Source organism: Legionella beliardensis (assembly GCF_900452395.1).
GTDB lineage: Bacteria > Pseudomonadota > Gammaproteobacteria > Legionellales > Legionellaceae > Legionella_C > Legionella_C beliardensis.
Window position 1 is genome coordinate 2,494,952 of sequence record NZ_UGNV01000001.1, and the last position, 24,599, is coordinate 2,519,550.

Below are 24,599 nucleotides of genomic sequence, written 5' to 3' on the forward strand. Positions count from 1 at the left end.
CCAACCATTTAGATGTATCGTCATTAAATAGCTTTGATCATGGCGGAGGCAGTTTAAAAACACTATTATTTGGTATAATTTATATCCGTTCAGGAACTAACTCAACCAACTAGTTGCCACATTAGTAATAAAGATTTTAATGTAGATTTAGGACTATTTGTTTTCTTTAATCTTTATCCAAAATATCAGCTTTCACTAAACCTTCAGCTATTTCACGTAATGCGACCACTGTCGGCTTATCATTTTCCCATTCAACTAAAGGTTGCTCACCACGTACAGCAATTTCTCGCGCGCGCTTTGTTGCAACCATGACTAATTCAAAGCGATTATTAACATGCTCTAAACAGTCTTCTACAGTTACACGTGCCATAAATTAAGCCTCCACTATTTTTTATAGGCTATTTTTTAAGAAAATACCTAATTAACAGTAGGTTGGATAAGAGCTAATCCTTAACCAATCTACCTTTGTCATTGTCTGCACCACTAAGTATTCTAGGTTAAACACTAACCTAGACTCAGTTACAGCAAGTTTAATAAGTTTATTGATATTAAACAAACCCATTGTGAGCTCTCTAGCTTAGATTAGTTTTAGGGAATTTAAGTAGCTAAAATCTAGGCTTTTTTATCGAGTCAATAGATCATTTTACTGCGCTGCCATTAATAATGATAGCAATTTTCTAATTTTTTCTGCTTGTCGTTCAAAAATTAAACGATTTGCCAGTACAATTGCTTGTAACTCGGCAGCGGCCTGTTCGAATTTATCATTAACAATCAGATAATCAAATTCGGCATAATGGCTTAATTCTTCCTGCGCCTGCTGCATTCTTTCGCTAATAACGGTTGTATCATCTTGCTGTCTTGCTTGTAAACGTTGCTCTAAAATGGCTAATGAGGGCGGAATCACAAACACGCTTACAGCGCTTGGAAAAAGCTTTTTAATTTGCTGTGCACCTTGCCAGTCAATATCTAAAACTACATCAATACCTTGTTTTAAACGAGCCTCAATCTGCGTTACTGATGTTCCGTAATAATGATTAAATACTTCTGCATGTTCAATAAATTCATTATTATTAATCATATCAACAAATTGACTGTCATTGACAAAGAAATAATCCACGCCTTCACGTTCGCTTGGCCTTGGTTTGCGTGTTGTATGCGAAATAGATACTTCAATACTTGGCAAATTGGTTATTAAATTTTTAACCAGACTGGTTTTTCCGCCTCCGGATGGAGCAGCAACTATAAATACATTTCCGGCAAATGAATTAACCATACTCTACTCGATATTTTGAATTTGTTCACGCATCTGCTCAATCAACACTTTCATCTCAACAGCACTTTGAGTTAAGGCAACCGTGTCTGATTTTGCACTTAATGTATTTGCTTCTCGATTCAATTCTTGCATTAAAAAATCAAGGCGTCGGCCTGAGGCTTCTTTGCTATTTAAAATATTACCTACTTCCTGGCAATGTACAGTTAACCTATCAAGTTCTTCACTAACATCCATTTTAGTTAAAATAATAGCCAGTTCTTGCTCAATACGAGAATTATCGACATCTAACTCTAATAGCTGTAGTTTTGTTAAAAATTTATCACGTGCTTGCTGAGTATTGATTTGTACAAAGGCTCGTGCTTTGTTAATTTCCTCTTGTAAGCGTTGTAAGCGATGTTGCACATGCAATTTAAGTGCTTCACCTTCTTGTCTTCTTAGCCGTTGTAATTGTGCTAAACCATCACGAAATAACTGCGTGACTGATTTTGTAAATTGTTCAATATTAAGCTCGGAAGTATGAATTACTCCAGGCCATGCTAATAAGGTAGATAGGGTAAGATCATTTGGTAATTGCTTAGCTGTTGATAATTGTTGCGTAATAGCAAGTAATGAATCAACTAGTTTTTCATTAACTAATAAAGACGGCTCAGTTGACCCTTGATCAGTCATTTTTAATTGGCATTCTAACTTACCACGCGCGACATAATCACGGATAATCGCTCGTAGCTCTGTTTCTAAAAACCGCCAGGTTTCAGGTAAACGAAATGACACATCAAGGTAGCGATGATTGACAGACTTTATTTCCCAACAAAATCCTAACTCATTGCACTGGGTCTGTGCTCTAGCAAAAGCTGTCATGCTGTGAGTCATAATTTAATAGTGGTTTGTTTAAGGTTGGGTGACTATAAACGAATTTTATACAAATGCAAGTTTAAAGATTAATTATTGTATAGGGTTAAGATACGATTGAAGTACATGACTAAGCCTGGCATAAAGCTTAGTTAAGTGACGCTATACATGATGCATGATTGAATTTTAGACGTTATACTTTCACTTTTTTTAGTGAGGAATAACCATGCGCCCTAGCAATCGTGAACCAAATCAGTTACGTTCAATTAAACTGACACGCCAATATACAACTCATGCTGAAGGATCAGTCTTAGTAGAGTTTGGAGACACTCGCGTTTTATGTAATGCATCAATTATTGAGGGCGTTCCACGCTTTTTAAAAGGCAAGAATCAAGGTTGGATTACAGCTGAATATGGTATGTTACCACGAGCTACCCATAGCCGTTGTGAACGCGAAGCCAGCAAAGGCAAACAAGGCGGTAGAACATTAGAAATTCAACGTTTAATTGGGCGCTCACTACGTGCTTGCATCGACTTAAAAGTGATTGGTGAAAACACGTTAATGATAGATTGCGATGTTATTCAAGCAGACGGCGGCACGCGAACAGCTGCAATCACGGGCGCTTGCGTTGCCATGAAAGATGCACTTAACTGGATGGTAGCGCGCGAAAAATTACGTAAAATGCCTAACTTTAACTATGTAGCTGCTGTATCAGTAGGTATTTATCGTGGCCAACCCGTTCTAGACTTAGATTACGCTGAAGATGTCTTAGCTGAAACAGACATGAACGTTGTTATGAATGAAGCAGGTGAGTTCATTGAAGTACAAGGAACTGCTGAAGATCGAAGTTTTAATCGCGCCCAACTAAATACAATGCTAGATTTAGCTGACCATGGCATTCAGCAGCTTATCAAGATACAAAAAGAAGCTTAAATTGCCCGCAGTACTCCTAATATGATTTGCAACTGTGCTAGCTGCCTAGTTGATTGTAGCTAGCTAAGTTTTAAGTGCTACAAAAGTTATTATGCCTAAGCTAAATACTCTCACGAATTATTATGAGCCCTTTGTATTTATTAAGCGCTCTCAGCCTAATGAAAAAAATCTAATTATCAATTGCTTAAACCAAGCTTATTATCGTGCGATAAGAAATATATTAATTATTCCACCTGCGTCTTATCTCAAATCGACCTTATTTAAACTTTGTATAGATACTATTTTACATGGCGCAGTCAATCTAACAGAAATCAATTTGCCATGGCTTGAACAGCAAATACAAGAAGATCCTATACTAAGCACGTTAGACCAAAATAACCCTGAAGCTAAAAAAATTGAATTAATAAAGAAAGTGACTGAGCTACACCAAAAAAATTTAGGCCTATTAACTCACCCTACTATCAGTCAAAAAATTATTACGGCTATAACAAGGACATTAGAGCTTGAGAATAGGCTAAATTCCTATTGGCAAAAGCGACAAAGCGTCATAAAAGACGGTGAAATCAAAGAATACCATCATGACTATTTTACTTTTTTCCAGAAGAGCTTTTGCGACAAAAAAAGGGCTATTACAGCTTTTAAAAAGGCGCTAGAAGGAGAACCTACTAACCTTTTACCTCATTTATCCACCTTATGTGACAGTGATCTAGGTGAGGTTATTAGAGATTTTGTAAAAAGTGGTTTGGCAGAGGAAATCCTGGATACCCCCCTAAAACATCGTACTGCACATGCTTTTATAAAGCAGCTACATAAGCAGGTAAATGTTAATTTAACAGCTCCTAGCTCAAATTATATGTATTTATCAATTAAATAATGTCTTATTTAAGGCAACTTCTTGTGCTGTACTTTTTGAAATGATTTTATTTTGCACTAAGTAAGTTAAGTGCTGATCTAACGTCTGCATGCCTTGCCCTTGACCAGTTTGAATTGTTGAATACATTTGTGCAATTTTGTCTTCACGAATCAAATTACGAATGGCAGAATTACATATCATAATTTCTAAAGCAGCGACCCGACCACCGCCGTATCGTTTAAGTAAGCTTTGCGCTACCACAGCTTGTAATGATTCAGAAAGCATAGTTCGCACCATTGATTTTTCCTCGCCGGGAAAAACATCAATAATCCGATTAATTGTTTTTGTGGCCGAACTCGTGTGCAAAGTACCAAAAACAAGGTGACCAGTTTCAGCGGCAGTTAGTGCTAGGCGAATGGTTTCAAGATCGCGTAATTCCCCGACTAAAATCGTATCTGGATCTTCGCGTAAAGCAGAGCGAAGTGCTGCGCTAAAACTCTCCGTGTTGCGATGTACTTCTCGCTGATTAACTAAGCATTTTTTACTCTCGTGTAAAAACTCAACCGGGTCTTCAATCGTTAAGATATGCTCATAACGATTAGAATTAATATAGTCAATTAAGGTCGCTAAAGTTGTACTTTTTCCTGAACCGGTTGGCCCGGTAATTAATACTAAACCTTGTGGGTAAGAGGCAATATCTTTAAAGATATCTGGCAAACCTAAATCTTCCATACTAAGTACTTTCGCAGGAATTGTTCTAAATACCGCGCCAGCACCACGCACTTGATTAAATGCATTAACTCTAAAACGAGCAAGGTTAGGCACTTCAAAGGAAAAATCTGTTTCTAAATGTTGTTCATATTCCTTGCGTTGCTTATCATTCATAATATCATAAACGATGCGAATGACTTCTTTGTGTTCTAGAGGCGGTATATTAATTCGACGCAAATCACCATCTACGCGAATTAAGGGAGGAAGGCCTGCAGATAAATGCAAGTCAGATGATTTATTTTTCACTGAAAAAGCTAATAATTCAGTTATATTCATAGACAATCCATGTTAAATTTTAGCGATTTACAACTAAGTATAATTTAGAATGTTTAAATTTAGCTACTCAGTCATTTATTGTTAAGAAATTTTCTTTAAGAATAAATACGTTAAAGCTTACATCCTTTTAAACTGCGTTACTTTATAAAATTGTCTAAAAAAATAAACTTAAACGATGACTATTGCAGAAAATATACAACATATTCAGCAAATGATTAATACTACTTTGCAAATTTGCCAAAGGTCGCCTAATACTGTTGCCTTGCTTGGCGTCAGCAAAGGCCAATCTATTGCGGCCATTAAAGAAGCTTATGAAGCAGGACTCTGTCAATTTGGTGAAAACTATTGGCAAGAAGCACAGGCTAAAATCTTAAGTTTAAACGATTTGCCCATTACGTGGCATTTTATTGGTGCTATTCAAAGTAATAAAGCAAAAGAAATAGCGAACTCCTTTAGTTGGATACACAGCATTGATAGGAAAAAAATAGCCCAACTTCTCTCCCAACATCGGCTGCCGCATTTACCACCATTAAATATCTGTATTCAAATTAATTTAGACGAAGAAGAAACAAAAGCAGGCCTTTTACCCGCGGAACTACCTAATTTAGCAAACTACTTAACCACACTACCTAATCTGCGCTTACGCGGACTTATGGCAATCCCAAAGCCGTGCTTAACTGACACGGAACAATATGCTAGTTTAAAGCGCTTAAGCGTTTTATTGGAACAAACCAATCAGCAGTTAAACTTGAAGATGGATACATTATCTATGGGCATGAGTGATGATTTGCAAGCTGCTATTCGTGCCGGTAGTACCTTAGTCCGTATTGGGCGGGCAATTTTTGGTGAACGTAATAGGTAAACTATGAATATTTGTTTTATTGGTTATGGTAATTTGGCAAAAGCACTCATTGAGGGCTTAAAACACAATAAAGCATTGCAGCTTTTCGCCACCTCCCCCTCCCTGCCTGCTGCATTTAACACGAAAGGCGTAAGCACACATTTTAATAACTCAGCCTTTATTAAAGACGCGGATGTTATTGTCCTTGCGGTTAAGCCTCCACAAATTATTCCTATTTTAACCGAAATTAGCGCCCTACTACCGGAAAACTGCGTGCTTATTTCTGTTGCTGCAGGAATAAGTCTCAGTACAATCGCTGCTTATTGCCCGCCAAAACAAGCGATAGTACGCTGCATGCCAAATACGCCTATTGCCGTAGGTAAAGGTGCGACTGCATTTATAGCCAATGATTACGTGAGTAAAAAGCAACAAGATACCATCGAATGTTTATTTAAACCTTTAAGTATTACCGCTTGGCTTCAAAGGGAAGATGAAATAAATGCCATTACCGCTTTATCAGGGAGCGGGCCTGCTTATATGTTTTACTTTTTAGAAGCACTCATTCATGCAGGTGAGCAAGTGGGGTTATCCCGCTCATTAGCGCAATCCTTTGCCAAACAAACAGCCCTAGGCGCTCTTAGTTTATTAGATGCTAACCATTTATCTTTAGAGGAATTACGCCAAAAAGTAACCTCCAAAGGAGGAACAACTGCAGCCGCATTGGATGTTTTACAGGAGCATAATTTTGCAGATTTAATTTTTCAAGCGATAAAAGCAGCTTATGATAGAGCTAAAGCAATGAATGAAACTCATTAATCCGCTAAAATAAGTTTCACAATGGTTAATAATGTCTATACCAATTTTTATAATACCCTTTAGAGTGAGGATGTCATGGCTGGACTAATCGCAGTAAGCTACTTTTTAATCACTATATTCTTTAATTTAATTATTTTTGTCTTGTGGCTGCGCATTATCATGCGTTACTACCGCGTAAGCCCCTTGCACCCTATGGGACAAGCTATTTACCGGCTCACTGATAGAATTGTTTTACCTATAGAAGCGATGGTTTATAGTAATAAAAGACGTCCTCATCGTTTTGATTATATTAGTTTTTCTTACATTATTATTGTTGAAATTATAAAATTTATCTTGTTAGGCTTAATAGCCTATCGCGTGGTTTTACCGCTAATTTACTTACTTCTTTTTGTTATAGGTGACTTAGTTATTCAGTTAGGTGACTTATTATTTTATGCGCTCCTTATACGTATCATCCTAAGCTGGGCTAATCCACAATGGCAAGCACACCCTGCTGCTATGATAATTAATTTAATAACAGATCCACTTATTCGAATAGGCCATAGAATCGTTCCTAATATCTCAGGTTTTGATTTTGCCCCTTTTATTGTGATGATTATTTTAAAAGTAATTACACTTTTTATCAGCGCATCCTTACCACTTCACCTTTAATTATTAAAACAAAAGGCGACAAACACACTATAATTGAAACATGAAGAGAATTTGGAGGTAGCTGTATTATGCGTAGACAATACTGGTGTTTAGCAGGGCTTATCTTTCCATTTATGGCCTTTAGTCAGCAATCTGTGTATTGCCCACAAAATCATGGTTTTATTAATATAGGTATGACGCAAGCACAAGTTGTTGCTGCCTGCGGGCAGCCATTAAGTAAACAGCAATCTAACCAGCCTTTTACTCAAAAAGTCCAAATGCAACAGCTTATTTTTAATAATGAGGGCGATAGAACGGCCTTCTACGGCGTCTGGCGATTACCTATAGGTAATACCAACTATGGTGGCGCGCCAACGTTTGGTGGTAACAGTGGTGGTGGTGCCCAAGTGCAAGTGAATGTTGTCAATAATAAAGTTTACTCAATTACCCTCAATGGCTCAGGCACGAATGCATTTAGTGTTTGTGGTGGTAGAAGTGTTGAAGTCGGCGATCCGGTCAGTTTAGTTTATAATGCCTGTGGCACACCGTCCTTAGTGAATCATACCTATATTAACCAAGTTGTTCCAAGCGCTACGAAACCTGAGATTTGGGTTTATCAGGTTGATCAATATCAACCATCAATGAGCTTGACATTTCTAGATGGCAAACTACAATCCATCGACTAAATTTAACTAAGGATATTTAATGAGCGAAACAATTGATAGTTTAACCATTTCTTTTTCAGAAGATGGGGTTGAAACTGTTCGTGAGTTAGATAAATATGTTTTAACTCGGGGCGCTTGGACTACTATTTTATACCGATATCAGGAATGGGATAAAATGAAGCAAGATTATGGCCCGGTAAAATATTCGATTAGACGTTATCAAAAACGTAATAATCAATATTGGATGAAATCGAAATTTAATATCTCTAGCGATGAACAAGCACGTAAAATGATTGACGTCTTAAGTAATTGGCTTGAACTACCTCTAACTGCTAAGGAATAAGTTCATTACTACATCCTAAATTTCTACCTAAATAGAGTTATGAAAAACGGTGGCTTCTGCACTGTATTTACAAAATTGCTATATTGCCCATTGGTATCAAGCCAACTGATTTAGTTTTGGCTGTACTTATCCCTAACCGCTTGTTATTGCGGGTTACTTTTGCAATGGGCTAAAGGTGTTGGATAGACAACCTCATAAAAATGATTAGTGTAATCCTTTTGTATTGGATTAGTTCCTCTCTTGCCGGCATTAGGTCCTATGATGTAGGTCTCTTCTTTTGGAATTCCAGCAAGTGCATAAGCTTCTATATCTGTCATGGCATTGCCATAAGCACGTATGATTTTTAAGTGTTTTTCGCGTATTAATTCCTTTAAATAATTGGCTTTGTAAGCAGCAGTTCCTTCGCGCATTAAAAGTGAGTTGCGAGTTTTAAGTGGCCATGCGTCGTGAAATAAGACATTTTTTAACCAATCTCTAGACATGGCAGCCATCCAATATGGACGGGCAGTTAGAAAAATTAGTTCGTAACCTTTTTGGCTATAATCCTCTAAGACTTCAGCTGCATAATAGTAAGGTAGTGCTGTTGCTATGGATAAGTAATCTTTCACTATTTCGAAATCTGACAATGTTAATGTACCATCAATATCAAACACAATGGCTTCATGATCAGGATTAATAATACTAATAAAACCATCAACTGTACTGCCATCACCTTCTACAACCATACGCATTAAATAATCCCCAACTTTTAATTTATCTTTAAGAGGAATAAATACATCCCCATTCTTATTAGTCAGGTATTTACCAAGATAAACCCATTGCTCAGTACCATCTGCAAAGTAATAAGCATGGACATATTCGTCTTCTAAATCTTTATGTAAGACCCAGTCATAATCAAATTTAGCATGAATATTAATAGCATCTTGATCAGTTACTACTAAGTCATGAATGACATGATGAGGTTTAAAGAAGGCACTTAGTATGACATTATTATGATGCTTAAATTTTTTTATCATGGGTAGATTAAAATTTGGCGCTTCATTGGCTAAATTAGTATTAGTGCAACGATCCGGGCTAACTAAAGAGTAATTGGGATTAATGTCAAAAGCGAAGCTTAGATTAGCAAACAGCATGACGGTCATTAGATAAGTTCTTATTTTCATAGTTATTATCCTTAACATGTTATCCTTAAATTACTTCTTTAAAGTCAAACTTTAGATAGTGAACAAATTTCAGCAAACAGCCCTTTTAGTTAATCGTTATGCATAAATATATAGCATGCTGGGCAAAATAAGCATAATAAATAACTGGCTTAAGCTTCATTCTCACAAGAATGTTTTAACTTGATTAATTTAATGCAGATTAGATGTTGGCCATTTATAAACGCCACTTATTAATAATAAAAAAGACTCAAATTATTCTTATTAATGGCTAAATTTAATAGATATTTAATCAAAATTATCTATAAAATTTAATAAAAAAATATATAATTATTAGAATAATAGCTAACTAAAAATGCTTTATTTTTATCTATTTTTAAGAGAAAAATTATAATAATATGAAAAAATTTAAGAAGGAATTTAAAATAAAATATACTAATATCATTACAAAAATAATAATTAATATAAATTGAAGTTAAAAAAATTTATGAAAAATTAATTAATATTTAATCTAAATCACCCTCTTTTAAAGTTATTCTTATTTTGAATCTTCATTTAAATTGCTTTATAATTGCCTGCTTAAAACAAGGAGGCATTTAGCTTGAAAAATCGTGTGTTCAGCTTCGTACTTATTTTAAGCATATTTATAGTGATTTCCTATATTCTATACCCTGTCAATAAAGACCAAAAATTAAACCATGCTATTCAACCTATTTTTGTTGAAATATCCTCGATAAAAGAAGCAAATTTTGCCGACGAATTTGAAACAATTGGCAGCCTCAATAGTTTAGATAGTATCCATATCAGCTCTGAATTAGCAGGACAAATTGCCAGCATTCATTTTAAGCCTGGTTCGGTAGTTCAAAAAGGTACCTTGTTAATCCAATTAGATAATACCGTTTTAAAAAGTCAATTAGCTACCGCTAAAGCAAATTTAATCTTGAGCGAATCAGTTTATCAACGTAATCAAGAGCTAGCAAAGCGAAAACTTGCCTCTGAGCAAGCACTAGATAAAGCATTAGCTGACCTTAAAGAAAAGCAGAATATTGTGAAAGCAAAAGAAGCTCAGCTATTTAAGTTAAGTTTAAGAGCGCCTTTTACCGGCACACTAGGGTCACGTAAAATTAGTGTGGGTCAGTATGTTAAAGTAGGCCAGCCCTTAGTTAGCTTAATTGCCATTCAAAAACTTAAAGTCGAATATACGTTACCCGAAAATTTAATTGCTCATATTAGGCAAGGACAGAAAGTTCAAGTTATTTCGGATGCCTTTCCGGGTCAAATTTATCAGGGTTTGGTCAATTATATTGCTCCTAATGTTGATAAAGAAACGCGTACTATTGCGGTAGAGGCATTGATTGATAATAGACAAAACCGCTTATCGCCTGGGCTTTTTGTGCGTGTTAAGCATCAATTAGACGAACCTAAAAAACGTTTTTTGATACCGGAAGAAAGCGTTATTCCAACCATCAGTGGGCAAAAAGTTTTCATTTTTGATAAGGGTAAAGCAATTGCTAAGCGTGTGAAAGTAGGTTCACATGATGGCGATATGATTGAAGTTCGTGAGGGTTTAAAGCCAACTGATCTGGTTATTATCCGAGGCCAACATAAGCTAAAAGAAGGGGCACCGGTCATTGCAAAAAATAAAGGGAAGTATGTGTGAATTTATCTGAATTTTGTATCAAACGTCCAGTCTTTACTATTGTTTTTTCAGTGCTATTAATTGTTATTGGCCTCATTTATTTTCATAGGTTGCCAATACGCCATATTCCTAATATCGACAAACCCACCATCACTGTTACGACTAACTTTGAAGGTGCTAGCCCTGATTTGGTCGAAAAAGACATCACCATTCCTATTGAAAACTCACTCGCCAGTATTTCTGGCGTTGATAGCATACGTTCTGTAAGTTTCTTAGGTAAAAGCCGTATAAATATTGATTTGCAGCTAGGGGTTGATATCAATGAAACAATTAATGACATTCGTAATAAAATGTCAGCCCTACAAAACAAATTGCCTCTAGGAAGCCAAGCACCCACAGTTACCAAAAATGACGCGGATGCTACACCTATCATGATTATTGGCTTTCATGATAGCGAGAAAAATTCCTTAGAAATTACAGATTATTTAGAGCGCAACATAAAGCCTGCCCTGCAAGAAATTCAAGGCGTCGGTGAGGTAGTATTTCATGGCAACCGTAATTATGCTGTAAAAATTGCCTTAGATCCTATAAAAATGGCCGCACGCCACATCACTGTCGCCCAAATAAAAAAGGCCCTTATCCAGCAAAATATTGATGTCCCTAGCGGACAAATTAAAAGTAAAAATCGCTATTACACGGTCGTTACTCATGCTCGTTTAAAAAATGCGCAAAAATTTGCCGAATTAGTTATTGCTCAGCGCAAGCATCAGTTAATTCGACTAAGCGATGTCGCTAAAATTAAAGTTGGCAGTCAAAATGATGACAACTTACTACGTATCAATAGTAAACCCGCAGTAGGATTAGCTATATTAACCCAATCAAATGCTAATCCTTTAGAAGTAGCGCAAGCCTTAAAAAAATCATTAAAACAATTGCAATTATCTTTTCCCCCTACTCTCAAAGCTGATATTGTTTTTGATGCAACACGATTTATTCACCAGTCGATTAGTAAGGTTTATCATACCTTCTTTGAAGCAGCCATTTTTGTAGGTTTGGTTGTTATTTTATTTCTGGGTAACTTACGCGCGGCATTAATTCCCATTATAACGATTCCCATTTGTTTAATCAGCGCTTTTTGGCCTATGTCTTGGCTTGGGTTTGAATTAAATACATTAACATTACTTGCTATGGTTTTAGCCATTGGCTTAGTGGTTGATGATGCAATCGTTGTTTTAGAAAATTGCTATCGCCATTTAAAAGCAGGCCTCACACCGTTTGCCGCTGCTATTAAAGGAAGTACAGAAATTGGCTTTGCCATTATTGCAATGACTATTACGTTAGCGGCTGTTTATGCACCTATTGGTTTTGTTAAAGGCTTTACCGGCAAGCTATTTTTCCAATTTGGCGCAACACTGGCTATATGTGTCATTTTATCCGGTATTATTGCTTTAACCCTATCCCCTATGATGTGCTCGCAATTACTGCGGCATGAAGAAAATCGCTATAGTCAGTGGCTCAATGAGCTCTTTACCAAGCTTAGTGAGAAATATATTTCTAGCTTAAAAAAAATAATAAACAAACCTCCTTACCTCTTGGCAGGCATTTTATTAGGGAGCTTACTTGGTTTACTCTCGTATTATTCTTTACCGGCCGAATTAGCGCCTATTGAAGATCAGTCCTATATTATTGGGCCAGTTGCTTCACCCACCAATGCAAGCACTCAATACACTAATCACTACACGCACGAGCTTGAAGCAATTTATGGGGCAATTCCTGAAAAAACTGTTTATTTAGCGTCTATCAAACCATCGACCGCCTTTACCCTTTTACAATTGCAACCGTGGGATAAACGTAGTCGTTCGCAAAAAGAAATCACGGAAGAGCTTAATGAAAAAATGCAACAAATTACTGGCGTTAATGTATTTCCTGTAAGTCCTAATCCCTTTGGCCATCGTGGCGGTAATAATAACAGTCAATTTAGCGTGACTTTACTTAGTAATACATCTTATTTACGCTTAAATGAGATTAGCAATGATATTATAAAATCATTGACAGAATTGCCTGAACTTAGGCAAATTAAAAATAACTTAGCGCTTGATAGTGAACAAATTGATATTGAAATTAATCGCCAGCTCGCCGCTGATTTAGAAGTCAACTTTGCTGATATTGCCGAATTATTATCAACGATGCTAGGTGGCAATAATCCAGCTAATTTTAATTATGAGGGTCAAACTTATCAGGTCATTTTACAATTAAAACATGCTGCATTACGAGATGTCGCTATCATTAATAAATTATATGTGCAAAGTGAACGCGGCAAAATGATTCCCTTATCGAGTTTAGTAAACATTAAAACCACGATTGGCCCTGATAGTCTTCCGCACTTAAATCGCTTACGCGCTGCAACCATTAGTGCTGAACTTAAACCAAATGCTCATTTACAAAATGTCATTAAGGAAACACAAAAAATTCTCCAAAACAAATTACCAGACGACGTTCAGTATCGCTTTACAGGTCAGGTAAAAGATTATTTAGAATCTTCTAGTGATAGCTTATATGCTTTTTCATTAGCTCTATTATTTATTTATCTGGTCTTAGCAGCGCAATTTGAAAGTTTTATTGATCCTTTAATCGTCTTATTCAGTGTACCACTTTGCCTTATTGGTGCCCTTATTGCTCTTTATCTAACTCACCAAAGTTTATCTATCTACAGTAATATTGGCATGATCACCTTAATTGGTTTAATTACCAAACATGGCATTATGATTACTGAATTTGCTAATCAACAAATAAAGCAAGGCACAGATAAGTTAACTGCCCTCCTCGATAGTGCGTGCGTTCGACTTCGTCCTATATTAATGACTACATTAGCCATGTTATTAGGCGCCCTACCGTTAGCGCTCGCAACAGGTGCCGGTTCAGAAAGCAGGAGACAATTAGGCATTGTTATTATAGGAGGCATGTTATTTGGGACTTTATTCTCACTGTATGTGGTTCCTTATACTTATTTTAAGTTATCTAGGCGTATCTTAAAAACCAATCAACCCCCAATAAAAGCTACTAAGGTGATTAAAGCCATTAAGTCTAAGCAGACCGCCTTAAGCGAATAAAGATTAATTTCTGTACTACACTTAGCGGTAAGAAGAAATTAATGCGAGATAACTCATGGTAAAATATAGTGGTTCACACCATGTCACGCCTAGTGCAGATGGTGGATGGCTTATTAAACGCTCTGGATCAAAACGCGCCTTTCGTCGCTTTGATACTAAAAGTGAAGCCGTTCAAGCGGCCAGAGAAATTAGTCGTAATCAAAACACTGAGCTTTTTATTCATGACAAAGACGGTAAAATTGAACTTAAAGACAGCCATGGCCATGATCCTTACCCACCAAAGGGTTAAGCTTCGGGCTTGGCTTAATTACTTTACCTAGCAGTCAAGCCTAGCAAAATTTAAAATTTCAAAGTTTTTGCTTTCCTTCTTTTACCATTTGTTGGTAACGTTAGTATTGAAAAATAAGGACAACGAGGTGCAAAAATGAAGAAATTATCTAAATTAAGAACAAACAATCTAATTGAATTTTTTGCTGATCAAACACAAACTAATTTTTGGAAAAAAGGCCAAATCTATACGTTTGCTGATAAAAAAATCACATTTAAACACGATGTAATCCGTAGAAAATGTAAAAATGGTCATGATGTACGGTATGAATTTATTAGCCCACATTGCATAGGTTCAGGTGGTATGGGCACTGTTTACGATATTCAAGGTACCTTAGCAATTAAAGATAATGAGGTTCGTTTTAAACAATACGGTTATCATGGCAGAAATCGTGTTGTTAAAATACAGCATCATACTATCACACGCCCAAAGACATTAGCCATCAAAGAATATCAGATGGCCCAACAAGCTAATCATTTGGCTATTAAAGAGCCCGTCTTTAACGGCGATACAAGTTATACGGTCATGAAAAAATTAAAAGGCCAAGAACTTTTCGATGTGATTAACGATGATATAGAGAAAAAAAATAGTTTAACATTAAAACAACGAATCGATTTAACTTATGCACTTTTAAGAGCCTTAAAATCGCAAGTTGTCGATAAAGGGCTCATTCACCGCGACATTAAACCTGAAAATATCATGGTTGATCTTAAAGAACCTATTGCAGTCAGCATCTTTGATTATGGTTTAAGTATTCCAGCAAATAGCAGCAGCAATGATTTTGTTGGCACACCTCATTATACGGCTCCTGAAATTTTTACTCATGGTAGGCAAACACCCGCCCTCGATATTTTTTCTATGGGACGCGTGCTTGCTCTTTTATGGCATGTAGATACTGAAAGTTATGACTGCTCACCTGATAATTTTACAGCGATTTATCGCAATGCGAAGAACATCAATCTTAAAGGTTTATTTCAAGATATTACAGGCTTAACTGATAATGAGAAGCAAATTATCACTGCTATGCTACAGGCAATGCTTAAGGGTAAAAGCTTTGAACGTATCTCAATTGACAAAGCCATTGTACAATTTTCTCCAGTTTATAATAACCACTCAGGCGAATTAAATCGAGCTCAAAAAAGAATTGAATTTAAAGTTTCGCGAGCTAAAGAGAAGCTTGTTAAACTCATAAATGACTTAGAGGCCCTAGCGAAAGATACGCATGAGTTAAAAAATATGGGCCAAGATTATGCAGCAAACCAATTAACTGACCTAATAGAGAAAATTAAATTTAAATTAACAAAATTAAAAAACTACGACATAGAATCATTTATAAATAAAGCGGATGATTACACCAAAGAAGTTTTGCAAAATATAACAGATTATCAAATTCATTTCGCAAGCCATAAAAACACTATGGCAATATTATCTAGTTTTTATATTAATCTAAATGGCGTGCATGCAAATTTTGCTAAGCATACGCCTGATAAGACAAAGCCTGTTGATAGAAGCCTTTTATTCTTTAAACCCCATACGGCGCATTTGCTTAAAGAAGAACATTCACTACCTATTAAAGTTAAGCAATCGATTAGATGCGGAGAAAACGAAGACATAGCAACTACATTTGATGCAGCACCTATTACACTTGCTTGCTAAAAATTAGATGACTATTTTTTGCTATCTGGGGCGATATGAAATAAAGGCTCACCTTCATTGACCAAAGGGGCTGTTGATTTAGCAATAATAGTACCATTGCATGGGGAGCGCACTTGTTTGGCAGATTCCAAATCGAAAGGATCTAATATTTTAGCAAGGACTTGATTCTTTTTAATATGGTGATTTATTGATTGATGCGGCAATAATAATCCACCAGCTGGTGCTCTAATCCAGGTTAATTCCCTATAGTAAACAGGGTTAGTCTTTTTTTTCGCCCATTTAGCATCAATCATATTTAAATTAGCTAATACATTAAGTACCCCTTGTAAGCCAACTTTAATACACCCATCATCGACTCGGGAAGCTTCTCCTCCCTCAAACACGAGTAAAGGAATATTAAGCGACATGGTTAATCCGCGTAGCGATTTTTTTCTTACTGGGCTATCAATAATAGCAACGCCAAATGCTTCTGCTAATTGACACAACTCGGTCATCGACTCATCAATTCGAGTTTGTGGCAGATTAAATAGATAGTTTCCGCCTGAATGCAAATCAATGCCATAATCACATTGTTTAATAATATTTTCAGTAAGAAAGTAAGCAAGCCTTGATGCTAATTTTCCAGTTTTATTACCTGGAAAAACGCGGTTAAGATCTTGTCCTATTGCTTCTCTGGTTCTTAAAATAAGCCCAAATGGATTGGCGACTGGAATCGTAATGAGTGTGCCATTTAAGTGCTTTACTGCTTTGTGTTCGTGTAAGCGATTAATAATTTCTATACCATTAACCTCATCACCGTGTAAGGTACTTAAGATAAATAATTTAGGCCCTGTATGTTGCCCATGAAAAATATGAATAGGTACCTTGATGCGCCTGCTGGTATAAAAATTAGAAAAATCACAAAGAATAGTATGATTTTGGCCCGGTTTAATAGACACATTACATAAGGTTAATGATGTATTTTTCTTCAGTTGAGTCATGAATTTTCCTTATAAAACTCAACAACTTACTACATTCTAAGTATAAATTAGTGATTTACTTTCCTTAATAAAGTATAGACTTGCTTAACAGAAATGGGTTTACTAAATAAATAGCCTTGATAATAATGGCAACCAAATTTTTTAAGAATACTTAATTGCTCTTCAGTTTCTACACCTTCTGCAATAGCTTTTACGTTTAGTGATTTAGCCATAGCAATAATCGCTTTAACGATAGCCTGGCAATTCTTATCGACCGCTAGTTGCGAAATAAAAGATTGATCGATTTTAATAATATCAATCATAAAATCTTTTAAATAAGAAAAAGAAGAGTAGCCGGTACCAAAGTCATCGATAGACAATTTCATACCCAATTCTTTCATTTGTTTTATGATAGATAGATTCTTATCATTTAAGGTCATTAACGTACTTTCGGTAAATTCAATTTCTAAATGGCGAGGATTGATGTGGGTTAAATCAAGAATTGCTTTTAAACGCTCAATGAAGCGAAAATTAAGCTGTTGCACAGAGACATTCACTGCAATATTTAAATCACTAAATAACCCATCTTCCTGCCAACTTTTAATTTGTTGGCAAGCAGTACGTAACACCCATTCACCAATAGGAATCATCAGACTACTTTCTTCAGCCAGTGAGATAAATTGCTTGGGATAAATAATCTTATTATTACCACTGTTCCAGCGAATTAACGCCTCCAAACCACTTATCTTTCCTGTTTTAATGGCAACTTGTGGTTGATAATAAAGAATAAATTCCTGTTTTTCCAAAGCATGATGTAAATTACTTTCTAGAATTAATTTTTGCTGGGTAAATGCAGAAATTGCTGGCAAATAAAATTGATAATGATTGCGCCCGTGTAGCTTCGCATAATACATAGCCATATCAGCATTTTTAATGAGGGTTTCTGCATCTGCACCATCATCAGGATAAATAGTAATACCAATACTTACTGAAATATAAAATTTTTTCTGGTTAAGAACAAATGGCTGTACCATCACATCTAAAAGATTTTGCGCCACAGTTGCGATATTTTTTGTATTCTTTATATTAGGCAAGATAACAATAAATTCATCGCCACCAAAACGAGAAATAAAATCTAAACTGCGAACATTATTGCGAATACGCACGGCAACCTCTTGCAGCAATTTATCACCACAATCATGTCCCATGGTGTCATTAACTTTTTTAAAATTATCTAAATCTAAATAAAGAAGTGCCATCACGTTTTGCTGAACTTTGGCATTTAAAATGGCATGATTTAAATTATTTTCTAGGGAAGCGCGATTACCGAGCCCTGTTAATACATCATGCTGGGCTAAATAAAGTAATTCATTTTCGACCCGTTTACGCTTAATAAAGATACCCATATGACTACCAATAGTCGTAAAAACGGAGATTAAATTAATACTAGGTACGCTTAAAAATTTACTATAAAAAATAATAACGCCAATTACTTCATTATTATAAGTGATAGGTAGCCCAAAAAAACTCTGTAAGCCCTTTTCAATAAAGGGAATAACTTGGTTAGCTTTTAAGTCATTTCTTAAATCGACAATCCAATGCGGCCTTGCCATTTGCCAAATGAGCCCTGGCAAATCATCCCCTAATTTACATTGCTTACCATGGCTTACTTTTTCTAATTCTCGATAGTCATCTTTTGCATACCAAACTGACACCAAGCAGAGTGCTTTTTTCTGTTGATCAACCGCCCATAGCTCACCTACTTGCCATTCAAATATTTCACAAATAGTTTTTAAGACACTGTGGGCAGCATAATCTAAATTAGGCGCCTCTGCTAATGCTAAAGTCACTCGATATTGAATAGCTAATTGTTGCTCATTTAGCTTCGTTTTCGTAATATCATGTATAATAATGGCAGCACTAATAACCTTATTAGATCGTGTTTTAATAGGAGAAATAGTAAGAGCAACATCAAAATACTGCCCATTTTTACCTTTTAAAACAGTTTCATAATGTGAAATTTTCCCGCCAGCAGCAATGCGATTAATTATTTTTCTATATTCACTTTGTTGCTGTCGAGAAAATAATATAGAAAGCGGCTTACCAATGATTTCACCAGCAGAATATTGATAGATTTGCTCAGCAGCATTGTTCCAACTGGTGATAGTGCCATCGGCAGTAATACTTACAATGGCATCAAATGCATTCTCAACAATAGCAGCTAATTGGGTATCTGCTTGTTTAGATTTTTTACGTTCAATTGCGTAATGAATAGCACGAGATAGGGAACTACTTGTTATTTCAGATTTAAACACATAATCTTGCACCCCTTCTTTTAAAACATTCATTGCCGTTTTTTCATTTTCTAAATCGCTAATTACAATAATTGGGATATGAGACGCAATAATTGTTAGCTGTTTAAAAGCTGATAAGATCTCATGATCAGTGAGCTCTAAATCCACTAAAATTAGATCAAATTCATCTAATCTAGCTATTACCGTATTAAACTCACCAAGTGTAATTACTTCAAATACAAATTTTTCAATCGCAGATATAACTTGTTGAGTTAATTGCGACGCATCAGGGCTAGCTTCAATAATTAGTAAGTGTTTTTTCTTCATCCTAATTCTCTACCCTTGGCTAATAACTTATTCAGTTTTTGGCGGCAACGTTACAATCGTAAACCAAAAGTGTTCAATAGACCGAACAACCTCAATAAACTGCTCTAAATCTAGGGGCTTTGTAATGTAACAGTTAACATGCGTATTATAAGATTGCGCAATATCTTCTTCTGCTTTAGAAATAGATAAAATAGCGACAGGAATGGAGCGCAAATTAGCATCTTCTTTGATTTCTTTTAAAACTTGCCTTCCGTCTTTTCTTGGCAAATTTAAGTCAAGTAAAATGAGGTCCGGTGTTGAGACATTTGTGTATTTATCCTCTTTCCTTAAGAAAGCCATTGCTTCTACACCATCCATCACAACACTTAAGTCTACTCTTAACTTACTTTCTTTAAGTGCTTCTTCAGTTAAACGAATATCGCCAATACTATCTTCAACCAGTAAAATTTGAATAGGGTGCAATCTCTCCATAATTAGCTCCTTACTTAGGAAGAGTAAAAAAAAAGGTAGAGCCTACACCTACTACTGATTCTACCCAAATACGTCCCGCATGCCGCTCAATTATTTTCTTGCAAATTGCTAAGCCAATGCCACTTCCTGGAAATTTATTACGTGTATTTAAACGCTTAAAAATAATGAAAATCTGCCCGTAATATTCTTTAGCAATACCTATGCCATTATCATGTACCATAAATAGCCATTCTTTTTCCTTCTCTTTTACTTCAATCAAAATTTCAGGTGTTTGGGTACAGAACTTAATGGCATTGCTAATTAAATGTTGAAAGACAAACGATAATTGATTTTGATTTGCTACTACTTCAGGCAAAGATTGATAATTAATTTTAGTATTTGTTTTCTCAATAACTTCCTTTAATTCTTTTATAACCTTTTTTAAGATAGATTCCGTGTTAACTAGGTCACGTGAATCTAGAGCCTGCTGATTTTCAGCAGCCATCGTTATTGTTAAATAAAATGATAAATCAGTTAATAAACTTTGCATTCGCTGGGCACCTTCTGCAGCATAACCCATAAATTCATGTGCTGAAGCATCTAATTTATCAAGATAACGCCGTTCAATCAGCTGAGTGTAGCTTACTACTAAGCGCAACGGTTCTTGTAAATCATGAGAAACCACATAAGCTAACTGGCGTAGCTCTTCATTTGATTTTTGTAAGTAAAGCAAGGCTTCATGCAATTTCTTATCTGCTTCATTTTTCGTTCTATCAAGCAGGTGTGAAATGATAAAAATAATAATTAAAAAACTAAATATCACGCTGCAGGTCATGATAGCCACGCCGGTTGCGCCATCCCACCACCCCCTTTCTGTACCTACTAATCTAATGATTAAATAACTAATAGGTAATGCAATGACCAGCGGCAGTAAATAACGCATCATCTGGCCACCTCGGGTATTGCGTGCAAGAATAGAGATAAACCCTTCTGCAGGTTTTATTAAAAAAATAGATAATGAAACTAATAGGCAGACAAATGCTGTATAAGGACTAATATCAGCAAAGGTTATAAATGTTTTTACTGTTTCATAAGTAATAAGATGATAACTAAACCCAATAACGCAATAGATACTGATTATCATTGTTACAATAATTAGACTTTGATAGATATAAGGCTTAACCTGATTAAGAATAAGTAATACAACGCCAAATAAAATAAAATTTACTGCGGTAAATGATGATATCCTACCTGGGGGAAAAAGTGCTGCAGAAGCAGTATTGTCTTTAAATATTAATTCATCAATATACAAATTTTTATTAAAAATAATTTCACTGTAGGTCAATACACCAATTAACAAAGTAAATAGGGCTGCAATTTTGGCTATGATTAAGCGGTATTTCGTTTGCTTAACTTGCGGATTTTGTAAAATTAAGGAAATACTTACTAACAAAAATCCTATGACTGCGTTGACCTTCATAGATATGATCTTTATAGGTAAGAGATGTAAGAAGGGTTCTTTTAAGTGATCTATATCAAACAGCCACCCGCTAAGCACTACGATACAGGCTAAGCCAGTTAGAATACTTAAATAAAATGCTGCTTTTTGATAGTAATAAACTAGCTTTGGATTAATTAACTCAAAAAAGTCTAGTTGATTACTCATTGCTCAATCTCTTTAGGAATAGTAAAATAAAATGTCGCGCCCTTGCCTTCCCCCTCCGATTCAACCCAAATTTCCCCACCATATCGTTCAATAATTTTTTTACACGTAGCTAGTCCAATACCACTGCCCTCAAAATCTTTTTGATTATTAAGCCGCTTAAATAAAATAAAAATTTGCTCAAAGTAACGCGGATCAATCCCTATACCATTATCTTTTATAGAAAAAAGCCACTCGTGTTCTTTTTCCTTGGCTTTAATTTGAACATCAGGTTGTTTAGTATTAAATTTTAATGCGTTACTAATTAAGTTTTGAAAAACTTGCGTAAGTTGATTTTCATCATAAACAATAGTCGGTAACTGCGTGTAATTAACCTGCGCATGCTTATCAAGAATAAGTTGATGTAAGTCATTAAGAACATGCGTTACTAACTCATTAGAATCAGTCGAGGCAAATGCATTAGCTCTGGTCGCAATACGCGAGAAGGTTAGGAGGTTATAGATTAAGCGCTCCATGCGCTCAGCCCCTTCTACCGCAAATTTAATAAATTCTTTGGCATCCTCTCCTAATTTATCGCCATAGCGCCTTGATAATAATTGCAAATAATTTTTGACTGTTCTAACTGGCTCTTGTAAATCATGAGAAGCAGTGTAAGCAAATTGTTCTAGTTCTTTGTTTGAGCGCTCTACCTCAGTAAGCATTTTATTAAGTTTTTCTTCAATATGTTTTTGCTTGGTTAAATCTTTTAAACACACGAGTAAACCTTGCATATTACCCTGACTATCTGGAAAACCAGCGGCATTTAATAATGTAATAACTTTCTTATTATTTTTAGTTATAATATTGCATTCAACATCTTGTATTTTGCCTTGCTCAAGTGCAGTTGCAATCGCTTTAGATGCTTTGTCATCATTGAAATAGTTATAAATTGATGTATTTAACAGATCTTGGAGAGAATAATGAGTTAAATTAATCATGGCATAATTAACATTGAGAATGATGCCCTGTACATTGATAACAGCAATAGCGTCAAGAAGTGACTCTAAAATTAGATAATTAGCGGACTTAGCATCTAACTTTTTGTTATTTCTATTTTTTTTATTGATTAACTCAATAAATTTTTTCATTACCTTCCTTGGATAATTACATTTAATTTTTCAGCGGCCTTTATTTATTATAGACATATTGTTATAAAGAAAGCGTGGCAGTAATTAACATCAGTTTGCTGTCAAAAGTGAGTATTTTTTTATAGAAAACTAGGGTATGTTGAAAATTAACCTACCGTCTACGCGCCGCGGCTTGTCTCTGCGAGATCCACACGAAATTTGCCTATAAAACTGTTTGTCTATAGAAATATAATCCTATCTCTACGTACCAAGCTTTATGCGCAGCATGTAGAGAGATAGTTAGATTATGTATACTTTTATGACACTTGCTAATTAATCTTAAGCAAGGTAGCCTGTCTGCTAAAAAATTGGCTAGATTAAACCCATGTCTTTTACCATTAATAATCAGATTTTGTCGTCTTGCTTTGAATTAGGTGATGGGCCTGTATCAAAAATTTTATTAAAAAATAATGCCGATTATCCTTGGCTTATTTTAGTGCCTAGGGTAGAAAATATACAAGAAATTGATCAATTACCAACTAAAATTCGGTATTTACTGATAGATGAAATGAGCTCTCTTTCTAATTTGATGCGCGTCTATTTTAAGCCTCATAAACTTAATATTGGTGCTCTAGGTAATATTGTATCGCAGTTACATATTCATATTATTGGCCGCTTTACCCACGATAAACTATGGCCACATGCTGTATGGCAAGCAGCAGAAGCAACTCCTTATCATGAGCAATCCTTACAACCAACATTAGCGCATTTACGCGCTCAAGTCAGACTTTTATTTAAAGAATAACAATAAGCTAATTAGCTTAAGCTAAAAATTTGACATGAATAATACCACCTCGTTTATATAAATTAAAAAGTAGCATTCGTAAGCGTGTAACAAAAGGAAAATGGTGTCTAAAGCTTAATGAATTAAAATAAGGCAATTGTGAAATTAATTTTATATTTCCTGACCACCGTTCAAGCTCATAGCCATAATCAAGCCCCCATTGTAGTTTGGCATTAACTATATTGGCAGCCTCTAAAATAGCATTAACATAGGCTAAACTTGCACTTGGAATTGCATCAAAAATTAGCTCTGCTTGTGGAAATTTATTAGCCATAGTGACTAGCAAAGACTGCGCTTGTGCCTTAGGAAAATACATAAATAATCCACCAGCCACAAAAAAAATATGCTCGCCAAACTTCTTAACAGCAGCTATCCAATTTGAATCAAGAAGAGAATAAGCTAGATAGTGCACCCGCTTATCCGGGACTGGTAGTAAGGTTTTGCGCAAATCTATCACTTGCGGCAAATCAATATCAAGCCAGGTTAGCTGGCCATTATCAACTCGATAAAAGGTAGTATCAAGGCCCGCACCAAGGTTAACAATGACCGCCTTGGGATGGCGCTGTAAATAAACTTTAATTGCTGCATCAAATTGATAAGCGCGTGCAATCATCCAAATCGATGTAGCATAGCCAACGCTTGCAAATAATTGATTAAAATCATAATCAATCTTTTCAATTAACTTAATGGCTTGCGCATCATATAGGGGCGGATTTGGAAACTGACTAAATTTAGCTCTAGCTAGCAACGGTAATAAGAGGGTTTGTGATACGCCTGTTAAGTTAAAATCAATCTTTTTATCATTCATAGTT

Annotated in this window: 23 protein-coding genes; 12 read left to right on the top strand and 11 right to left on the bottom strand. The window is 35.5% G+C overall.

Going from position 1 to position 24,599, the window contains the following annotated elements; translation table 11 throughout:
* Positions 1-166: 166 nt before the first annotated feature.
* The 3 genes from rpoZ to DYE47_RS11000 all read right to left on the bottom strand — a co-directional run bounded on the left by rpoZ (position 167) and on the right by DYE47_RS11000 (position 2,143).
* Positions 167-370 carry a DNA-directed RNA polymerase subunit omega gene (gene rpoZ, locus DYE47_RS10990; RefSeq protein WP_115303324.1) on the bottom strand — a complete coding sequence of 68 codons (204 nt, stop codon included), beginning with the start codon at positions 368-370 and terminating at the stop codon, positions 167-169.
* Between the two features lie 273 nt (positions 371-643).
* Positions 644-1,273 carry a guanylate kinase gene (gene gmk / locus DYE47_RS10995; RefSeq protein ID WP_115303325.1) on the bottom strand — a complete coding sequence of 210 codons (630 nt, stop codon included), beginning with the start codon at positions 1,271-1,273 and terminating at the stop codon, positions 644-646.
* Between the two features lie 3 nt (positions 1,274-1,276).
* The gene (locus DYE47_RS11000) at positions 1,277-2,143 is read right to left on the bottom strand and encodes a YicC/YloC family endoribonuclease (RefSeq protein WP_115303326.1); all 867 of its coding nucleotides are present in this window, start codon (positions 2,141-2,143) and stop codon (positions 1,277-1,279) included.
* 205 nt (positions 2,144-2,348) lie between these two features.
* On the opposite strand from DYE47_RS11000, the gene rph reads away from it, so the two are divergent.
* Together rph and DYE47_RS11010 are read left to right on the top strand one after the other, a co-directional pair.
* A complete protein-coding gene (gene rph / locus DYE47_RS11005) occupies positions 2,349-3,056 on the top strand; it encodes a ribonuclease PH (RefSeq protein WP_115303327.1) in 708 nt (235 codons plus the stop codon).
* A gap of 91 nt (positions 3,057-3,147) precedes the next feature.
* The gene (locus DYE47_RS11010; protein ID WP_115303328.1) at positions 3,148-3,930 is read left to right on the top strand and encodes a hypothetical protein; all 783 of its coding nucleotides are present in this window, start codon (positions 3,148-3,150) and stop codon (positions 3,928-3,930) included.
* Here the strand turns inward: DYE47_RS11010 and DYE47_RS11015 are convergent.
* Entirely contained in the window at positions 3,919-4,956 is a 1,038-nt protein-coding gene (locus tag DYE47_RS11015) for a type IV pilus twitching motility protein PilT (protein WP_115303329.1), read from the bottom strand. The two genes, DYE47_RS11010 and DYE47_RS11015, sit on opposite strands and share 12 nt — an antisense overlap.
* Before the next feature lie 175 nt (positions 4,957-5,131).
* Between DYE47_RS11015 and DYE47_RS11020 the strand changes: the two genes are divergently transcribed.
* The 5 genes from DYE47_RS11020 to DYE47_RS11040 all read left to right on the top strand — a co-directional run bounded on the left by DYE47_RS11020 (position 5,132) and on the right by DYE47_RS11040 (position 8,251).
* A complete protein-coding gene (locus DYE47_RS11020; protein WP_115303330.1) occupies positions 5,132-5,818 on the top strand; it encodes a YggS family pyridoxal phosphate-dependent enzyme in 687 nt (228 codons plus the stop codon).
* 3 nt (positions 5,819-5,821) lie between these two features.
* Positions 5,822-6,613 (top strand): pyrroline-5-carboxylate reductase, encoded by a 792-nt coding sequence (gene proC, locus DYE47_RS11025; protein ID WP_115303331.1) that lies wholly within the window; start codon positions 5,822-5,824, stop codon positions 6,611-6,613.
* Between the two features lie 75 nt (positions 6,614-6,688).
* Entirely contained in the window at positions 6,689-7,264 is a 576-nt protein-coding gene (locus tag DYE47_RS11030; RefSeq protein ID WP_115303332.1) for a YggT family protein, read from the top strand.
* A gap of 68 nt (positions 7,265-7,332) precedes the next feature.
* A complete protein-coding gene (locus tag DYE47_RS11035) occupies positions 7,333-7,929 on the top strand; it encodes a DUF2845 domain-containing protein (protein ID WP_115303333.1) in 597 nt (198 codons plus the stop codon).
* Between the two features lie 19 nt (positions 7,930-7,948).
* Positions 7,949-8,251: a hypothetical protein gene (locus DYE47_RS11040; RefSeq protein WP_115303334.1), complete on the top strand. Its 303-nt coding sequence runs from the start codon at positions 7,949-7,951 to the stop codon at positions 8,249-8,251.
* A gap of 143 nt (positions 8,252-8,394) precedes the next feature.
* Here DYE47_RS11040 and DYE47_RS11045 read toward each other — a convergent pair whose 3' ends face one another.
* Positions 8,395-9,414, bottom strand: coding sequence for an LNS2 domain-containing protein (locus tag DYE47_RS11045; RefSeq protein ID WP_160149889.1), 1,020 nt, complete (start codon positions 9,412-9,414; stop codon positions 8,395-8,397).
* A 598-nt stretch (positions 9,415-10,012) separates the two neighbouring features.
* On the opposite strand from DYE47_RS11045, the gene DYE47_RS11050 reads away from it, so the two are divergent.
* From DYE47_RS11050 to DYE47_RS11065, 4 genes are all read left to right on the top strand, one after another.
* Entirely contained in the window at positions 10,013-11,071 is a 1,059-nt protein-coding gene (locus DYE47_RS11050) for an efflux RND transporter periplasmic adaptor subunit (protein ID WP_115303336.1), read from the top strand.
* Positions 11,068-14,160 carry an efflux RND transporter permease subunit gene (locus DYE47_RS11055; RefSeq protein ID WP_115303337.1) on the top strand — a complete coding sequence of 1,031 codons (3,093 nt, stop codon included), beginning with the start codon at positions 11,068-11,070 and terminating at the stop codon, positions 14,158-14,160. Before DYE47_RS11050 ends, DYE47_RS11055 begins: the two co-directional genes overlap by 4 nt.
* A 55-nt stretch (positions 14,161-14,215) precedes the next feature.
* Positions 14,216-14,449, top strand: a complete 234-nt coding sequence (locus DYE47_RS11060; RefSeq protein WP_115303338.1) for a DUF2188 domain-containing protein — start codon at positions 14,216-14,218, stop codon at positions 14,447-14,449.
* Between the two features lie 135 nt (positions 14,450-14,584).
* Positions 14,585-16,144, top strand: coding sequence for a protein kinase domain-containing protein (locus DYE47_RS11065; protein ID WP_115303339.1), 1,560 nt, complete (start codon positions 14,585-14,587; stop codon positions 16,142-16,144).
* Between the two features lie 11 nt (positions 16,145-16,155).
* Here DYE47_RS11065 and DYE47_RS11070 read toward each other — a convergent pair whose 3' ends face one another.
* Genes DYE47_RS11070 through DYE47_RS11090 form a run of 5 tightly spaced genes read right to left on the bottom strand, consistent with a single transcriptional unit; the run spans position 16,156 to position 22,964 of the window.
* Positions 16,156-17,124: a succinylglutamate desuccinylase/aspartoacylase family protein gene (locus DYE47_RS11070; protein WP_115303340.1), complete on the bottom strand. Its 969-nt coding sequence runs from the start codon at positions 17,122-17,124 to the stop codon at positions 16,156-16,158.
* 47 nt (positions 17,125-17,171) lie between these two features.
* The gene (locus tag DYE47_RS11075) at positions 17,172-19,724 is read right to left on the bottom strand and encodes an EAL domain-containing protein (protein ID WP_115303341.1); all 2,553 of its coding nucleotides are present in this window, start codon (positions 19,722-19,724) and stop codon (positions 17,172-17,174) included.
* A 27-nt stretch (positions 19,725-19,751) separates the two neighbouring features.
* Entirely contained in the window at positions 19,752-20,195 is a 444-nt protein-coding gene (locus tag DYE47_RS11080) for a response regulator (RefSeq protein WP_115303342.1), read from the bottom strand.
* A gap of 10 nt (positions 20,196-20,205) precedes the next feature.
* Entirely contained in the window at positions 20,206-21,840 is a 1,635-nt protein-coding gene (locus DYE47_RS11085; protein ID WP_115303343.1) for a sensor histidine kinase, read from the bottom strand.
* A complete protein-coding gene (locus DYE47_RS11090; RefSeq protein WP_115303344.1) occupies positions 21,837-22,964 on the bottom strand; it encodes a PAS domain-containing sensor histidine kinase in 1,128 nt (375 codons plus the stop codon). Before DYE47_RS11090 ends, DYE47_RS11085 begins: the two co-directional genes overlap by 4 nt.
* A 364-nt stretch (positions 22,965-23,328) precedes the next feature.
* On the opposite strand from DYE47_RS11090, the gene DYE47_RS11095 reads away from it, so the two are divergent.
* The gene (locus DYE47_RS11095; protein ID WP_115303345.1) at positions 23,329-23,748 is read left to right on the top strand and encodes an HIT family protein; all 420 of its coding nucleotides are present in this window, start codon (positions 23,329-23,331) and stop codon (positions 23,746-23,748) included.
* A 16-nt stretch (positions 23,749-23,764) separates the two neighbouring features.
* Here the strand turns inward: DYE47_RS11095 and DYE47_RS11100 are convergent, their stop codons facing one another.
* On the bottom strand, positions 23,765-24,595 hold the full coding sequence (locus DYE47_RS11100; RefSeq protein ID WP_115303346.1) for a class I SAM-dependent methyltransferase: 831 nt from the start codon (positions 24,593-24,595) through the stop codon (positions 23,765-23,767).
* Positions 24,596-24,599: the final 4 nt, after the last annotated feature.

Bases quoted from the DNA above. Each gene is read 5' to 3' on its own strand.
- DYE47_RS11060 (WP_115303338.1), top strand. From the start codon at position 14,216: ATGGTAAAATATAGTGGTTCACACCATGTCACGCCTAGTGCAGATGGT.
- DYE47_RS11090 (WP_115303344.1), bottom strand. From the start codon at position 22,964: ATGAAAAAATTTATTGAGTTAATCAATAAAAAAAATAGAAATAACAAA.
- DYE47_RS11065 (WP_115303339.1), top strand. From the start codon at position 14,585: ATGAAGAAATTATCTAAATTAAGAACAAACAATCTAATTGAATTTTTT.
- DYE47_RS11040 (WP_115303334.1), top strand. From the start codon at position 7,949: ATGAGCGAAACAATTGATAGTTTAACCATTTCTTTTTCAGAAGATGGG.
- DYE47_RS11080 (WP_115303342.1), bottom strand. From the start codon at position 20,195: ATGGAGAGATTGCACCCTATTCAAATTTTACTGGTTGAAGATAGTATT.
- DYE47_RS11095 (WP_115303345.1), top strand. From the start codon at position 23,329: ATGTCTTTTACCATTAATAATCAGATTTTGTCGTCTTGCTTTGAATTA.
- DYE47_RS11020 (WP_115303330.1), top strand. From the start codon at position 5,132: ATGACTATTGCAGAAAATATACAACATATTCAGCAAATGATTAATACT.
- rpoZ (WP_115303324.1), bottom strand. From the start codon at position 370: ATGGCACGTGTAACTGTAGAAGACTGTTTAGAGCATGTTAATAATCGC.
- rph (WP_115303327.1), top strand. From the start codon at position 2,349: ATGCGCCCTAGCAATCGTGAACCAAATCAGTTACGTTCAATTAAACTG.
- gmk (WP_115303325.1), bottom strand. From the start codon at position 1,273: ATGGTTAATTCATTTGCCGGAAATGTATTTATAGTTGCTGCTCCATCC.
- DYE47_RS11085 (WP_115303343.1), bottom strand. From the start codon at position 21,840: ATGAGTAATCAACTAGACTTTTTTGAGTTAATTAATCCAAAGCTAGTT.
- DYE47_RS11100 (WP_115303346.1), bottom strand. From the start codon at position 24,595: ATGAATGATAAAAAGATTGATTTTAACTTAACAGGCGTATCACAAACC.
- DYE47_RS11070 (WP_115303340.1), bottom strand. From the start codon at position 17,124: ATGACTCAACTGAAGAAAAATACATCATTAACCTTATGTAATGTGTCT.
- DYE47_RS11015 (WP_115303329.1), bottom strand. From the start codon at position 4,956: ATGAATATAACTGAATTATTAGCTTTTTCAGTGAAAAATAAATCATCT.
- DYE47_RS11035 (WP_115303333.1), top strand. From the start codon at position 7,333: ATGCGTAGACAATACTGGTGTTTAGCAGGGCTTATCTTTCCATTTATG.
- DYE47_RS11010 (WP_115303328.1), top strand. From the start codon at position 3,148: ATGCCTAAGCTAAATACTCTCACGAATTATTATGAGCCCTTTGTATTT.
- DYE47_RS11000 (WP_115303326.1), bottom strand. From the start codon at position 2,143: ATGACTCACAGCATGACAGCTTTTGCTAGAGCACAGACCCAGTGCAAT.
- DYE47_RS11075 (WP_115303341.1), bottom strand. From the start codon at position 19,724: ATGAAGAAAAAACACTTACTAATTATTGAAGCTAGCCCTGATGCGTCG.
- DYE47_RS11030 (WP_115303332.1), top strand. From the start codon at position 6,689: ATGGCTGGACTAATCGCAGTAAGCTACTTTTTAATCACTATATTCTTT.
- proC (WP_115303331.1), top strand. From the start codon at position 5,822: ATGAATATTTGTTTTATTGGTTATGGTAATTTGGCAAAAGCACTCATT.
- DYE47_RS11045 (WP_160149889.1), bottom strand. From the start codon at position 9,414: ATGAAAATAAGAACTTATCTAATGACCGTCATGCTGTTTGCTAATCTA.